Source organism: Streptomyces yokosukanensis (assembly GCF_001514035.1).
Classification (GTDB): domain Bacteria; phylum Actinomycetota; class Actinomycetes; order Streptomycetales; family Streptomycetaceae; genus Streptomyces; species Streptomyces yokosukanensis.
The window spans coordinates 407,498-423,267 of the sequence record NZ_KQ948212.1; the positions used below are offsets into that span (position 1 = coordinate 407,498).

The following is a 15,770-nucleotide window of genomic DNA, read 5'->3' on the forward strand; positions in this document are numbered from 1 at the left end:
CATGAACAACGAGCAGAAACTTCGCGACTACCTCAAGCGGGCAACGGTCGACCTGCGGGAGAGCCGTCAGCGTGTGCAGGACCTGGAGGAGCGCGCACACGAGCCGATCGCGATCGTGGGCATGGCGTGCCGGCTCCCGGGCGGTGTCGCCTCCCCGGACGACCTGTGGGAGCTGCTGAGCGCCGAACGCGACGCGGTCGGTCCCTTCCCGGACGGCCGCGGCTGGGACCTGGAGAACCTGTACCACCCGGACCCCGACCACCTCGGGACCTCGTACGCCCGCGAAGGCGGCTTCCTGTACGAGGCGGACCGGTTCGACGCCGAGTTCTTCGGCATCAGTCCGCGCGAGGCGGCGGCCATGGATCCCCAGCAGCGGTTGCTGCTGGAGACGGGCTGGGAGGCCTTCGAGCACGCGGGCATCGCCCCGACCGCGCTGAGGGGCACCCGTACCGGGGTGTACATGGGCGTCATGTACGACGACTACGGCTCCCGGACCCCCCAGGCGCCCGAGGACTTCGAGGGCTACCTGCTGACCGGAAGCGCGGGCAGCGTCGCGTCGGGGCGTCTGTCCTACACCTTCGGCCTGGAGGGGCCCGCGGTGACGGTCGACACCGCGTGTTCGTCCTCGCTGGTCGCCCTCCACCTCGCCGCGCAGTCGCTGCGTCAGGGCGAGTGCTCGATGGCGCTTGCCGGTGGTGTGACGGTGATGGCGACACCGGGCACGTACGTGGAGTTCTCCCGGCAGCGCGGGTTGTCGCCGGACGGGCGGTGCAAGGCGTTCTCGTCGTCGGCGGACGGTACGGGCTGGGCCGAGGGCGTGGGCGTGCTGGTGCTGGAGCGGCTGTCGGACGCGGAGCGCAACGGGCACCGGGTGCTCGCGGTGATCCGTGGTTCCGCGGTGAACCAGGACGGTGCGAGCAGCCAGCTGACCGCGCCGAACGGGCCTTCGCAGGAACGGGTCATCCGGGCCGCGCTGGCCAACGCGCGGCTGTCGGCGTCCGAGGTGGATGCCGTCGAGGCGCACGGTACGGGTACGCGGCTGGGTGACCCGATCGAGGCGCAGGCGCTGCTGTCCGCCTACGGCCAGGCCCGTGGGGACGACAACCCGTTGTGGCTGGGTTCTCTCAAGTCGAACATCGGTCACACGCAGGCCGCGGCGGGCGTCGCGGGCGTGATCAAGATGGTCATGGCGATGCGCAACGGGGTCATGCCCTCGACCTTGCACGTGGAAGAGCCGACCCCCGAGGTCGACTGGTCGGCGGGCACGGTGAAACTGCTGACGCAGGCTCAGCAGTGGCCGGAGCTCGATCGTCCGCGCCGTACGGGCGTGTCGTCCTTCGGGATCAGCGGGACCAACGCTCACGTGATCCTCGAAGAGGCACCGCGCGAGCCTGCTGCCGATCCGGTGACAGGGCCGGATGCCGTCGTACGACAGTCCGAGTCGGGCCGACCGGCGCTGCCGGCACCCTGGTTGCTCTCGGCCAAGTCGGAGACCGCGCTGCGGGCGCAGGCGAGCCGGCTGCTGGCCTGGCTCGCCGAGCACCCCGAGGCGGACGACGCCGATGTCGCCGCCGTCCTGACCGCTTCGCGCGCTCAGCTGGGCCGGCGCGGCGCGGTGCTCGGCGCCGACCGGGCCGCTCTGCTCGCCGGCCTCACGGCCCTGGCCGCGGGTTCGGCGTCCCCGCACATCGAGTCAGGTGTCGCCACCAACGGCGAGACGGCCTTCCTGTTCACCGGCCAGGGCGCGCAACGCGTCGGCATGGGCGCAGGGTTGGCCGCCGCGTTCCCCGTGTTCGCCGCTGCCCTCGACGAGGTGTGCGCGGAGTTCGACGCCCTGCTGGGGGTGTCGCTGCGCGAGGTCATGTTCGGCGGGACCGGTGCTGCCGGGGACAGCGCCACCGACACCGAGCGCAAGGCCCTGCTCGACCGGACGGAATTCACGCAGCCGGCGCTGTTCGCGTTCGAGGTGGCGATGTACCGCCTCGTCGAGTCGTTCGGCGTGACCCCGGACGTGGTGGTCGGGCATTCGATCGGTGAGCTGGCCGCCGCCTACGTGGCCGAGGTGTGGTCGCTGGCCGACGCGTGCCGGCTCGTTGCCGCCCGTGGCCGGCTGATGGGTGCGCTGCCGACCGACGGAGCGATGCTCGCCGCCGCGGTGTCGGAGGAGCGGGCGCAGGAACTGCTCGCGGCCGGGACGGTCTCGTTGGCGGCCGTGAACGCGCCTGCGGCGATGGTGTTCTCGGGCGAGACGGCGGCGATCGTCGCACTGGAGGACCAGCTGGCCCACGAGGGTGTGAAGACGACGCGGCTGAAGGTCAGCCACGCCTTCCACTCGGCGCTGATGGAGCCGATGCTCGCCGAGTACGAGCAGGTCGCCGCAGCGGTGACGTACCGGGAGCCGCGAATCGGCGTGTGCTCCACGGTGTCCGGTGCGCCGGCCGGTCCCGAACTGCTGACGCCGCAGTACTGGGTGCGACAGGTGCGCGAGGCCGTGCGGTTCGCCCCGGCGGTGCGGTCACTCGCCGACGCCGGCGTGCGCCGGTTCGTCGAGGTGGGGCCGGACGCGGTGCTGGCGGCGCTGACCCGCCACACACTGGTCGACGAGGTGGCGTCCCGCTCGCTGGTCGCGGCGGCGTCACGGCGCGGCGTCGATGAGGTCGACCAGTTCCTGCGGTTGCTCGCCGCCGCCCATTGCTCGGGCGTCACCGTCGACTGGGCGCCGCTGTCACCAGGAAGGCCGGGCACCCACCTCGACCTGCCTGTCTACGCTTTCCAGCACCGCCGTTACTGGGTGCAGCCCGACGACGACGCGCTCGGCGACATGGGCCGCGCCGGTCTGTCCGCGCTCGAGCACCCGATGCTGCGCGTCGCCGCGCCGCTCGCCGGTCGCGACGAATGGCTCTTCAGCGGCAGGCTCTCCACCACCGACCAGCCGTGGATCGCCGACCACACGGCCTTCGGAACGGTGCTCCTGCCCGGCACCGGTTTCGTGGACCTCGCGCTGGCCGCGGGCCGCCGCCTGGAACTTCCCGTCGTGGACGAGCTCGTCCTGGCGACACCGCTGCTGTTCGACGGCGACGCCGCCGTGGACGTGCAGGTCTCGGTGACCGAGCCCGACCACACCGGCCGTCGACGCCTGTCGGTCCACTCGCGTGCCGCCACCGGCACCGAGCGGTCCCACCCGGGCGAGCCGGACTGGACGCTGCACGCCACCGGCACCCTCGCCCCCGCCGACGGCGCGACGCCGGCCTGGACCGGCCCCGAGTGGCCGCCGGCCGACGGCACGCCGATCGACGGAACGCGTCTGTACGACCGGCTCGCCGACCTGGGATTCGGCTACGGCCCGAGCTTCCAGGACGTGCGCGCCGCCTGGACCGGTGGTGACGACGTGTTCGCGGAGGTGGCCCTGGACGAGGCGACAGCGGGCCGGGCGGCGGGCTTCGGGGTGCATCCGGCGCTCCTGGACGCGACCTTCCACGCTGCCATCGACGCGCTCGCCGACGACCTCCCCGACGGCAGGCTGCCGCTTCCGTTCTCCTTCAACGGCGTCCGCGTGTTCCGGCACGGCGCCACCGCGGTCCGCGCCCGCATCATCCGATCGGGTTCCGAGAAGGTGCGCATCGACGCCTGCGACGCCACCGGCGCCGCGGTGCTGTCGATCGACGCCGTGCTCGCCCGCCCCGCGGACGCGACCGCTCTCGCCGGTGCCCGCAGCCCGCTCTACGCCGTCGACTGGACGCCGGTGACGGCGCCTGCGGTGCCGGACCAGCAGCTGGTCGCACTGGGTCGACCCGTCGCGGGCTGCGCCGAGGCGTTCGAGGACGTCGCGGCGTTCGCGACGGGCGGGGGCCGCACCGGCGCAGCTGTCGTCTGGTCGCCCGAGACGGCGACGGCGGACGGCGACGACGTCCCCGCGACGATCCGCGCCGCCGTGCACAACGCCCTCGCGGTGCTGCGCGACTGGTTCGCCGAACCGGGTTGCGCCGACTCGACGCTGACCGTGCTGACCCGCAACGGAGCAGGTCTGCCCGGTGAGACGCCGGACCCCGCGGCAGCGGCCGTCCGCGGTCTGGTACGCAGTGCGCAATCGGAACATCCGGGGCGCATAGTGCAGGTCGACCTCGACCTCGACGACAACGACCTCGCGGACCTGCACCGGTGGATCGCCGCCGCGGTCGCCGCGGACGAACCACAGCTCGCGGTCCGCGGCGGCGCCACGCTGGCACCGCGGCTGATTCGTGCGACCACCCTCGAACCGGCCGGCGGGCACTTCGGTGACGGCACGGTCCTGATCACCGGCGGCGCAGGCGGACTGGGCGCCGTCACCGCACGCCACCTGGTCACCCGGCACGGGGTGCGCAGCCTGTTGCTCGCCTCGCGCCGCGGCCTCGCCGCGCCGGGTGTCGAGGAGCTGGTCACCGAGCTGACCGCGCTGGGCGCCGACGTACGCGTCGCCGCGTGCGACGTCAGCGATCGCGCCGCGGTCGCGGCGCTGCTGGAATCCGTACCGGCGCACGACCCGGTGACCGCTGTCGTGCACACCGCGGGCGTGGCCGACGACGGCACCATCGAAACCCTGACCGCCGAGCAGGTGGACCGGGTGCTCGCCCCGAAGGCCGATGCCGCCTGGCACCTGCACGAGCTCACCCGCGACATGGACCTGTCGGCGTTCGTGCTGTTCTCCTCCGCCGGGCCGCTGCTCGGTGGGCAGGGCCAGGGCAACTACGCGGCCGCGAACGCGGCGCTGGACGCGCTCGCCCAGGCGCGCCGCAGCGCCGGTCTGCCCGCGCATTCGCTGGCCTGGGGGCTGTGGAAGCGCGGCATGGCCGAGTCGTTGAACGACGCGGGTGCCGAACACCTGGTGCGTCAGATCCGCACGCGTCTCGGTCTATCCCCGATCGAGCCGGACACCGGCATGCAGATGTTCGACAACGCGTTGACCACCGGCGATCCGATGCTGATGACCGCGCTGCTCGACACCCCCGCCCTCACCGCGCTGGGCCGGCTCGGCACGCTGCCCGCGCTGCTGCGCGGCCTGATTCACGTACCGCCGCGCGGCCAGGTCGCCGACAGCCCGCTGCGCCAGCGGTTGCTCGACGCCCCCGCCGAGCAGTGGGAGGCGCTGATCCGCAACGAGGTCCGCGCGATCGCCGCCGCGGTCCTCGGCCACGAGTCGGCCGACGCCGTCGACCCCGAGACACCGTTCACGGCCCTGGGCCTCGACTCCCTCGGCGGAGTCGAGTTCCGCAACCGGGTGACCGCCGCCACCGGTGTTCAGCTTCCGTCCACGCTGGTGTTCGACTATCCGACCGCCGCCGCTGTCGCGGGCTTCCTGCGGACCAGGGTCGACGGTTCGGAGCCGGCGCGACCGCGCCCCGCCCCGACCAGTGCCAGGGGCAGGGCCGGGGCCGGGGCCGACGAGCCGATCGCGATCGTCGGCATGAGCTGCCGGTACCCCGGCGGCGTCGAGAATCCCGACCAGCTCTGGGAACTGATCGCGGGGCGCGTCGACGCGATCACCCCGATCCCGGGCGACCGCGGCTGGGACCTCGACCACCTGTACGACACCGACCCCGGCAAACCCGGCAAGATCTACACCCGGGAAGGCGGATTCCTGCATGCCGCAGGTGATTTCGATGCCGCCTTCTTCGGAATCGGGCCCCGCGAGGCAGCGGCGATGGACCCGCAGCAGCGACTGATGCTCGAGGCGGCCTGGGAAGCGCTCGAAGACGCCGGTATCGATCCGACCTCACTGCGGGGCAGCGATACCGGGATGTACGCGGGCGTCATGTACCAGGACTACGGCTACTCGGCGCGCGATGCCGCCGACGGTGCCGCGGAAGGCTATCTGGCGACCGGAGCGGCCGGCAGTGTCGTCTCCGGCCGGGTGTCCTACGCCCTCGGTCTGGAAGGACCCGCGGTGACGGTGGACACGGCGTGCTCGTCGTCGCTGGTGGCCCTGCACGTGGCGGCGCAGGCACTGCGCGCCGGGGAGACGTCGCTGGCCCTGGTCGGCGGGGTGACGGTCATGTCGACCCCGTTGCTGTTCGTGGAGTTCTCCCGGCAGCGGGCGCTGTCGCCGGACGGGCGCTGCAAGGCGTTCTCGAACGCTGCGGACGGTGTCTCGTGGGCCGAGGGAGTCGGCATGCTCGCCCTGGAGCGGTTGTCCGACGCGCAGCGCAACGGGCGCCCGGTGCTGGCCGTGATCCGCGGCAGCGCGATCAACCAGGACGGTGCGAGCAACGGCCTGACCGCACCGAACGGCCCGTCCCAGGAGCGGGTGATCGCCCAGGCACTGGTCAACGCGGGGGTGACCGCGGCCGAGGTGGACGCGGTGGAGGCGCACGGCACCGGCACCACGCTGGGTGACCCGATCGAGGCGCAGGCGCTGATCAACGCCTACGGTCAGGAGCGCGCCGAGCCGCTGCGGATCGGGTCGTTGAAGTCGAACATCGGGCACACGCAGGCGGCTGCCGGCGTCGGCGGTGTGATCAAGATGGTGCAGGCGCTGCGGCACGAGGTGCTGCCGCCCACCTTGCACGTCGACGCGCCGTCGCCGCACGTGGAGTGGTCGGCGGGCGCGGTAGAGATCCTGACCGAGGCCGAGCCGTGGCCGGCCGGGGAGCGTCCGCGCCGGGCAGGAGTGTCGTCGTTCGGGATCAGCGGCACCAACGCGCACGTGATCCTCGAAGAGGCGCCCGCGGTCGCGCCGCGGCCGGTCGACCCACCGCGTCCGGAGGCCTTGCCGTTGCTGCTGTCCGCGCGGACGACCGACGCGCTGCGGACCCAGGCGCGCCGTCTGCACGACGCGCTGAGCGAACGTCCGGAGCTCGACCTGACCGACGTCGCGGCGACGCTGGCGCTGCACCGCGCGCAGCTGGAGCAGCGCGCCGCCGTCGTGGGCCCGGACCGGGAGACGCTGCTGGCGGCCTTGGCTCGCCTGGCAGCCGACGAGACAGGGACGGGCATCGCCAACGGCGCCGGTCAGACAGGCACGACAGCGTTCCTGTTCACCGGTCAGGGCGCGCAGCGCATCGGGATGGGCGCTGGACTGTACCGGGCGTTCCCGGCCTTCGCCGCCGCGCTCGACGAGGTGTGCGCGGAATTCGACGCACACCTGGGGCATTCGCTGCGGGACGTGATGTTCGGCGCGCAGCGCACCGGCACCGGACAGGAGGCGAGTGAGCTCGACGCGCCGGCCGCCGCGAGCGGCGCGACCGCCGAGACCCTGCTGGACCGCACCGAGTACGCCCAGCCCGCGTTGTTCGCGTTCGAGGTGGCGATGTACCGCCTCGTCGAGTCGTTCGGCGTGACGCCGGACGTGGTGGCCGGGCATTCGATCGGCGAGCTGGCCGCGGCGTACGTGGCCGGTGTGTGGTCGTTGCCGGACGCGTGCAGGCTCGTTGCGGCCCGGGGACGCCTGATGGGGGCGCTGCCGACGGGTGGGAGCATGCTGGCCGCCGCGGTGCCGGAGCGGCGGGCCGTGGAGCTGCTGGCGGCGGGTCATGCCGATCCGGCGGCCGCCGCGGTCTCGCTGGCCGCGGTGAACGCCCCCGACGCGGTGGTCTTCTCCGGAAACACCGAGGCGATATCGGCGCTCGAGTCGAGGCTGGTGGCCGAGGGCGTCAAGACCAGCAGGCTGCGGGTGAGCCACGCGTTCCACTCCGCCTTGATGGATCCGATGCTGACCGAGTTCGCGGAGGTCGCCGCGGGCCTGACGTACCACGAGCCCCGCATACCTCTGTGCTCCACGGTCTCCGGCGCGTTCGCCGGCGATTCGCTCGGCACGCCCGAGTACTGGGTGCGGCAGGTGCGCGAGGCGGTGCGCTTCGCCCCGGCGGTGCAGTCACTGCTCGATTCGGGTGTGCGCCTGTTCGTCGAGCTGGGCCCGGACGCGGTGCTGACGACCATGACCCGCGCCGCTCTGCCGACAGACCCCGCGGCGCGCGCATCGGTGGTCGCGGGATCCCGTCGCACGGTCGCCGAACCCGAGCAACTGGTCGCCGCGCTGGCAACCGCGCACTGTGCGGGCAGGCCGGTGCAGTGGGCGGCCTACTTCGGAGCTCGACCGCAGGCACGGATCACGCTGCCCACCTATCCCTTCCAGCACGAACGATTCTGGCTGCTGCCCGCGGAGGCCGCTGCGCCGCTCGCCGGTGCCGACTCCGCCGAGCATCCGCTTCTGCACGCCCAGGTGCAGCTCGCCGGCAAGGACGAGTGGCTGTTCACCGGCAGGCTCTCGCTGCGCACGCACCCATGGCTCGCCGACCACGCCGTCTTCGGCGCGGTCTTGATGCCAGGTACCGGATTCGTGGAACTGGCTCTGGCCGCTGGTGCCCGGCTCGGCGTGCCGCGCCTGGCGGAACTGGTGCTCGCGGCGCCGCTGATTCTCACCCCCGACGGTGCCGCGGACATTCAGCTCGCTGTGGGTGAACCCGATGCCGATGGGCACCGGACCGTGGCCGTCCACGCCCGCGCCGCCGACGCCTGGGTGCTGCATGCCCGTGGCCTGCTCACGCCCGCCGCGCCGACCGCGGCGCCGGATTGGTCCCAGGCGTGGCCTCCGGTCGCGGGCGATCCGGTCGACGGGCAGCAGGTGTACCGCGCACTCGGCGACCTCGGCTTCGGGTACGGCCCGGTGTTCCAGGGTGTTCGCGCCGCGTGGTCGCGTGGGGAGGAAGTCTTCGCCGACCTGGCGCTCGACACCGACACCGCAGCGCGCGCCACCGCCTTCGGAATACATCCGGCACTGCTGGACGCGGTGTTCCACGCGGCTGTCGACCCTCGCGCCGAGGGCGGGCCCGACGGCCGGGTGCCACTGCCCTTCGCCTTCGACGGTGTCCAGCTGGCACAGTCCGGCGTGGGTGCCTTGCGCGTCCGCATCGCCCGCACCGCACCGGACACCTTGAGCGTGGAAGCGGTCGACGAGACCGGTGCCCTCGTGCTGAGCGTGGATTCGGTGCGGGCCCGCCCGCTCGAGCAGCGGGCGCTGGCCCAGCTGCGCGGCGCGGCACCGTTGTTCGACCTCGAGTGGGTCGCCGTACCCACCGCCTCCAAGTCGGACGCCGGGCGCATCGTCGTGCTGGGGGACCCGGCGACCGTCGAGGCCCCCGAGCCCCCGGCCTCCTGTGCCGATCTCGCGGAACTCGCTGTGCTGCGGGATGCTCCCGACACGGTGGTGTGGTCGGCGCCCCGCGGAACCGGTGCCGGCGCGGCGGACGTACACGCCGGCGTGCTGACGACCCTCGCACTGCTGCAGGGCTGGATGGGCGCCGAACACCCCGGCCGGCTCGCGATCGTGACGCGCAGGGCCGCCGGACTGCCCGGCGAGGAACCCGATCTGGTCGGAGCCGCCGTGGCGGGCCTGGTGCGCAGCGCACAGTCCGAGCACCCTGGCCGGTTCCTGCTCATCGACCACGACAGCGACGCCCTGCCGATCAAGTCGCTCGCCGATGCCGTGGCCCAGGACGAACCGCACATGGCCGTTCGCGGGGGCCGGCTCCTGGCACCGCGACTGCAGCCGCTGCCCGCCACCGAACAGGGCGTGCCCCTGTCGTTCGACCAGGGCACGGTGCTCATCACCGGCGGCACCGGCGGCATCGGCGCGATCGTCGCCCGGCACCTGGTCGCAGCGCACGGCGCACGACGGCTGCTGCTGGCATCGCGGCGCGGTGCCGCCGTGGACGGCGCCGCCGAACTGGTCGCCGAGCTGACCGACCTCGGCGCCCACGTCCAGGTCGTGGCGTGCGACGTCACCGAACGCAGCGCGGTCCACGCCCTGCTGGCCGGCATCGACGCCGACGCCCCGCTGACCGCCGTCATCCATGCGGCGGGCGTTCTGGACGACGGCACGATCGACACCCTCACCACCGCGCAGACGACACGGGTGCTGGCGCCGAAGGTCGATGCGGCACTGCACCTGCACGAGCTGACCCGCGACCTGGATCTGTCGGCGTTCGTACTGTTCTCGTCCGCGGCGCCGTTGCTCGGCGGACAAGGACAGGGCAACTACGCCGCCGCGAACAGCGCGTTGGACGCGCTGGCACGCGCGCGGCGCAGCGCGGGCCTGCCCGCGCACTCACTGGCCTGGGGACTGTGGACCGTCGGCATGGCAGGGGTGCTCAGCGGCGACGGCGCCGAGCAGTACGCCCGCCAGATCCGGTCCAGGCTGGGCCTGGTCCCGATCGACCCGGAGTCCGGGATGGCGCTGTTCGACAACGCACTCGCGACCGATCGGGCGACACCGACGACGGCACTGCTGGACATGGCGGCGCTCACCGACCTGGCGCGCGGCGGCACACTGCCCGCCGTACTGCGCGGCATGATCCGGGTTCCCCAGGCCGCCGCGAGTACCGGTGTCGGCCTGGCGCAACAGCTGGCCGCGCTGCCCGACGCCGACCGCGACGGTGTGATCCTGCGCGAGGTGCGCAACGTCGCCTCGGCGGTCCTCGGCCACGTCTCCGGCGACGCGATCGACCCGCACGCGCCGTTCACCGAGCTCGGTTTCGACTCCCTCGGCGCCGTCGAGTTCCGGAACCGGCTCGCACAGCTGACCGCGCTGACGTGGTCACCGACGCTGATCTTCGACCACCCGACCGCCGCCGACGTGGCGAAACTGGTGCGAGCGCGGATCGAGGAATCCGACACCGGCGTGGTCGAGCAGGCACCGGCCGGTGTGCGCGGCACGATCACCGACCTCGTGTCGGGGGCGCATCGCCGCGGTGAGCTGGCAGGGGCGATGCCCCTGCTGACGGCGAGCTCGGCTCTGATGACCACGTACTCCGCCGACGAGGCCGGCGCGGAGCGCACGGCTGCGCAGCTCCTGGCGCGCGGCGCCGCGGCACCGGCACTGGTCTGCATCCCCTCGTTCCTGGCGGGATCGGGCCCCCACCAGTTCGCCCGCCTGGCTCGCGAACTGGGCGGCGAGCGGCGGGTCAGTGCGTTGCGGCTGCCCGGCATGCGCGCGAGCGACGACCTGCCGGCGACCTGGGCGGCGGCGATCGAGAGCCTCGCCGCGGCCGTCGCATCGGAACTCGAGCGAGGCCCGGTGGCGCTCATCGGCTATTCGGCCGGTGGCGCGATCGCCCATGCGGTCGCCCGGCGGCTCGAGGATGACGGCGCTGAACTCGCGGGCGTCGCGATGATCGACACCTACTCCCCGCAAGACCACGAACTCAACCGCCTCGTGCTCACCGACGCGCTGGGACAGATCCTGTCCCGGGACAACGCACTGACCCCCGTCGACGACCACGGCCTGGTCTCCATGGGCGGCTACGTGCGGATATACCCCGAGCGCGAGGCCGAGCCGATCGCCGCGCCGACGCTGAACCTGCGGGCCACCGTGACGCTGAGCAGCTTCGGGGAGGTCGACCCCGTCCCCGACTGGCAGCACCGTGGACCGGCCGAGTACATCGAGGCAGATCACTTCTCGATCATCGAGGAACAGGTGGCGGAGACCGCCGCGCACCTGCGGCGCTGGCTCGATTCGCTCAGCGACCACTGATGTCCGAACCTTCAGATCCGAGGAACGAGGACACATGACAGCCCTGGACGAGCCCGGCCGCCCGCGCGGCGCGCTCGGGCGCCTGCGCCGAGCATTCGACGACGTTCACGCGGTCCGCCGCCGCTTGAGGCACGACCACGTGTCGGCGGTCAAGTAATTCTCCGCGAGCTGCATTATCGGCGTCAGTCAATTCCCCACCCCTGTGGTCACGACTCCCCAGCGGGACGCTGACGCCGATCATGCTGCCGGCCACGCCCGAACTAGAGCCTTCCTGGAGAATCGGTCGAGTTTTCCATGAGAATGCTCGCAGATCCGCCAGAGGCACAAATCTGCTCTGTCCGCAAATCTGGCAGAGGCATATAGTTCGTTCGTCCGCAATGGGTTTGGCGAGAAAATCCAAGCTTGACAGCGTTGTGGAGTTTGCTTATATTCCAGTCGGCCAGGTTTCCGTCGATCGATATCCGAAGGTGTTCATGATCGCGCCTCCCGCGTTGCCAAAGTCCAGGCAGCAGTTGATCCTTTCCATTCTCATGTTGTGTTCAGTGCTGATTTGGATAGAAAACACTGTCCTGAGTACCGCGCTGGAGACCCTTGCGGACCCGGTCCGTGGACTGGGAGCCGATCCGGGTCAGCTGCAATGGGCGACCGGTGCGTACACCCTGGCCTTCGCCACGTTGATGTTCACCGCAGGAGCGCTGGGCGATCGGTTCGGCCACCGGACTGTGTTCTCCAGCGGGTTGGTGATCTTCGCCGCGTCCTCGCTCTGGGCGGCGTACGCAAGTGGTGCTTCCCAGCTGATTGCGGCTCGAGCTGCGATGGGGGTGGGCAGCGGGCTGATCACGCCGGCCATGATGGCCATCCTCATGTGGACCTTCACCGGCCCCGCGCGGGCTGCCGCGATCGGCATCTTCTCGACGTCGGCCGGTGTCGGAATGGCTGCCGGCCCGGTGCTGGCGGGAACCCTGCTCGATCATTTCTGGTGGGGCTCGGTCTTCCTGATCAATGTTCCGATCGCGGCATTGGCATTTATCGGGCTCGCGGTGCTGGTTCCGAATTTCCGCAGCCCCACTCCGCGGCCACTGGACCCCGCTGGAATGCTGCTGTCGATCGGTGGGCTCGTGGCGTTGGCCTACGGGCTGATCCGGGCCGGGCAGGTGACGGAGTGGAGTCGTACCGACGTTTGGGCGCCGATCGTATTCGGTCTGGTTCTGCTGGCCGTTTTCGTACTCGTCGAACTGCGTCTCAAGGCGCCCAGCTTCGATCCGCGACTGTTCGCGCAACGCGCATTCGGTGGCGGCAACGTGGCGCTCGGATTGCTGCTCTTCGGTGTAGCCGCCATCACCTTCTATAACGCGTTCTACCTGCAGGGCGCGCTCGGATTTCCGCCGATGAAGGCGGGTTTGGCCAACATCCCGACCGCACTCGGCGCGCTCGCGGGGGCGCCCCTTGCCTCGCGTCTGGTGCGCCGTCTGCCGCTGCGCCTTGTCGCCGTGCCGGCGCTCACCGTGGGTGCGCTGACCATGGGTGGGTACGCGTTCCTCGGGCTCCAGACCCCACTCGTCTGGATCGAGATCCTGCTGTTGCTGCAGGGCCTCTCGGTCGGCATGGTGATCGGCCCCGTTACGGCCGCATTGATCAGTGACCTGCCGCTGGAACAGGCTGGTGCGGGATCGGCCGTCACCAACACCGTGCGACAGACCGGAAGCGTGATCGGAATCGCGGTGGGCGGCACGATCATGTCGATCGTGTACCGACGTGCGATCGAACCTTCGCTGACGGGTGCATCCGGTCCGGTGCGGGAGCAGGCGCAAGTCTCCGCCGAACAGGCCCGTCACGTCGCCGCCACCATCCACCAGCCCTCTCTTGCCCGGGCTGCCGACAACGCGTTCATCCATGCCATGCACGTCGGCGCGGGCTGGATCGCGGCCATCGCACTCCTCGGAACGGCCGTGCTGCTGGTCACCCTGCCTGCTGCCGGAAAGAAGAAGACCCCGGCACCGCAGCCGTACCGCGAAGAGGCCCGCAGCGCCGAGCCTCGATCCACCGCGTGACGGGCTGTCTGCAAAACATCGCCGGCCTCCAACTGCGGGCTCAGCAGCGGAAAACTTCACCAAGTGAGTCAAGGCCCATCTTCTAGGGGGCTTTGACTCATGTTCTGGCTCAAATCGAAGGAGACCCCTGTTGTCGAAAATCAATGATCCCGCTGTGCGCGCGGTCGAATCGGAGCAGGATTATGTGTCCTCCTTGTACGAGCTGGTCACCGAGCGGATTTCCGAGGCGCGAGTACAGCGCGCGAGTGTGCTGAAGGCCCCGGCGGAAAGCGCCGGTGAGGCATACGAGAGGGAAATCGCCGCCGAGCGCCTGTCCAAGGAGATCGGCCGGCTGGAGGGCGCCGAGAAGGGCCTGGTCTTCGGGCGCATCGACTGGACGGATGGCACGGCCCTGCGCATCGGGCGGATCGGACTGCAGACGGAGGAGGATGACCTGCCTCTCCTCGTGGACTGGCGCGCGAACGCGGCGCGGCCCTTCTACGAGGCGACACCGGTCCACCCGATGGACCTGCGGCGGCGCCGGCACCTGCGCGTCGAGGAGCGCACGGTCGTCTCGGTGAGCGACGAACTGCTGGACGGGACCGCCCCGACCGACGAGGACGTCGTGGGGGACGGCCCGTTGACCGAGGCTCTGTCGGCACGGCGTACGGGCAGGATGCACGCGGCCGTCGCGACGCTGCAGGCCGAGCAGGACGAGATCGTCCGCTCCGCCCACCGCGGGGTGACCGTCGTGCAGGGCGGGCCAGGCACCGGCAAGACGGTGGTCGCGCTGCACCGGGCGGCCTACGTCCTGTACGCGTTCCCGCGCGCCGCGGACGAGGGTGTCCTGGTCGTGGGCCCGAACGCCCGGTTCATCGACTACATCTCCCAGGTCCTTCCCTCGCTCGGAGAGAACGACGTCGTTCTGGCGACCTGCCGGGAACTGGCCGGAGTGTCCCCGGACGCGGTGGGCTCGTTCGACACGGCGCGCCTCAAGGGCAGTTCCGACCTCGCCGACGCCCTGGCCGGCCTGATGCGCGTCCACCAAGCTCCCGCCGGTGACTTCGCCGTGCGGGTCGGACAGGAACTGGTTCACCTCCCCGGCCGGGAAGTCGCCGCGGCACGCGACGCCGCCGTGGCAGCCGTACAGGGGCACAACCCCGCGCGCCAGGTGTTCAAAGAGCTCTTGGTCGACGCCGTCACCGACGCGATGCAACGGGACATGGGCGACCTCCTGGAACAGATCGACGCCGATGCCGAAATGATGACGGGCATCAACCTGGACCGGTTCACGGGAGCCGCCCAGCGACGTGTCGAAGGTGCACCCGACCCAGGTCCGGTCCACGAGCTGGACGTGGACGCCATCCGAGCCGATCTCCTCGACGACGCCGGAGTCGACCGAGCGGTCGAGGTGTTGTGGCCGCGGCTGGTACCCGGTGACCTCGTGAAGGCGCTCCTGACGAACGCCGACGCTCTCGCCGAGCGCCTGCCCCGCCTGACCGCGCAGGAGCGGTCGCTTCTGCTGCGCGGTGCGGACGACCCGTGGACCGATGCCGATGTGCCGTTGCTGGACGAGGCGGCGAGCCTGGTCGACGGCCCCCCCGAGCGGACGTACGGGCACGTCGTCGTCGACGAGGCGCAGGAACTGACCGCCATGCAGTGGCGGATGATCGTCCGCCGGTGCCCGTCAAGGTCGATGACGCTGGTGGGTGACTTCGCCCAGGCGGGCCCGGTCGCGACGGCACGCGACTGGAAGGAAGCACTGAGCCCGCACGTCGGACCGCGGTTCAAACTGCACGACCTGACCGTCAGCTACCGGACGACGCAGGAGATTCTGGAGAGCGTCCGGGACCTGCTCACGCGGATCGCTCCGGACCAGAAGCCCACGCGGTCACTGCGAAGCGGTGAGAGCCCTCGCACCACGACCACACCTCCGGACGGGTTGGCCACCGCCGTCGTTCAGGAACTCCGCGCCCAGAGCACCGTGCACCCGGGCGAGCTTCTGGGAGTGATCTGCGCGGACACCAGGGTGAGCGAGCTGGCGGCCCAGGGCATCGCCCACCACGCACGCATCGTGCCGGCGTCCGAAGCGCGCGGCCTGGAATTCGACGGGGTCGTCGTCGTGAGCCCCGAGGAAATCATCACGGCCCGCCCCGGTGGGGAGCGGGACCTGTACGTAGCCCTGACCCGGGCCACCAAGCGCCTCTGCACGATCGCCGTCCAGCCCGCCTGACGAC

At 71.4% G+C, this 15,770-nt stretch carries 4 protein-coding genes; all 4 read left to right on the forward strand.

Features of this window, described 5'->3' with window-relative positions; translation table 11 throughout:
* The first annotated feature begins 1 nt into the window (after position 1).
* The 4 genes from AQI95_RS19535 (at position 2) to AQI95_RS19545 (ending at position 15,766) form a co-directional block, all read left to right on the forward strand.
* Positions 2 to 11,503: a type I polyketide synthase gene (locus AQI95_RS19535; protein WP_067124777.1), complete on the forward strand. Its 11,502-nt coding sequence runs from the start codon at positions 2 to 4 to the stop codon at positions 11,501 to 11,503.
* Positions 11,504 to 11,537: 34 nt separating this feature from the next.
* The gene (locus tag AQI95_RS49830) at positions 11,538 to 11,660 is read left to right on the forward strand and encodes a hypothetical protein (RefSeq protein WP_279617010.1); all 123 of its coding nucleotides are present in this window, start codon (positions 11,538 to 11,540) and stop codon (positions 11,658 to 11,660) included.
* 220 nt (positions 11,661 to 11,880) lie between these two features.
* Positions 11,881 to 13,554, forward strand: a complete 1,674-nt coding sequence (locus AQI95_RS19540) for an MFS transporter (RefSeq protein ID WP_244188790.1) — start codon at positions 11,881 to 11,883, stop codon at positions 13,552 to 13,554.
* 130 nt (positions 13,555 to 13,684) lie between these two features.
* Entirely contained in the window at positions 13,685 to 15,766 is a 2,082-nt protein-coding gene (locus AQI95_RS19545) for a HelD family protein (protein WP_425264887.1), read from the forward strand.
* Positions 15,767 to 15,770: the final 4 nt, after the last annotated feature.

What these genes read in the sequence shown, in the direction of transcription:
- AQI95_RS19535 (WP_067124777.1), top strand. Translation starts at nt 2, where the DNA reads ATGAACAACGAGCAGAAACTTCGCGACTACCTCAAGCGGGCAACGGTC.
- AQI95_RS49830 (WP_279617010.1), top strand. Translation starts at nt 11,538, where the DNA reads ATGACAGCCCTGGACGAGCCCGGCCGCCCGCGCGGCGCGCTCGGGCGC.
- AQI95_RS19540 (WP_244188790.1), top strand. Translation starts at nt 11,881, where the DNA reads ATGGGTTTGGCGAGAAAATCCAAGCTTGACAGCGTTGTGGAGTTTGCT.